Origin of the sequence: Parazoarcus communis SWub3 = DSM 12120 (assembly GCF_003226565.1) — a bacterium.
Lineage (GTDB): Bacteria > Pseudomonadota > Gammaproteobacteria > Burkholderiales > Rhodocyclaceae > Parazoarcus > Parazoarcus communis.
Map to the genome: position 1 here is coordinate 1 of NZ_QKOE01000211.1, position 251 is coordinate 251.

A 251-nucleotide genomic window follows, 5' to 3' on the forward strand; every position below is an offset into this window, starting at 1 on the left:
CGCTGGTGATCTGCGGCAAGCAGGCGATCGACGACGACGCCAACCAGACCGGGCAGATGCTGGCGGCGCTGGCGGGCTGGCCGCAGGCCACCTTTGCGTCGAAGCTGACCCTGTCTGATGGCAAGGCCAGCGTCATGCGCGAGATCGACGGCGGGCTGGAGACGCTGTCGATCCAGCTGCCGGCGGTGGTCACCACCGACCTGCGCCTGAACGAGCCGCGCTACGCGACGCTGCCCAACATCATGAAGGCC

1 protein-coding gene is annotated in these 251 nt (G+C 68.5%); it reads left to right on the forward strand.

The features are described from left to right. Positions 1-251, forward strand: a 251-nt coding sequence (locus tag DNK49_RS23770) for an electron transfer flavoprotein subunit beta/FixA family protein (RefSeq protein ID WP_424445314.1), incomplete at both ends; no start/stop codon positions are given.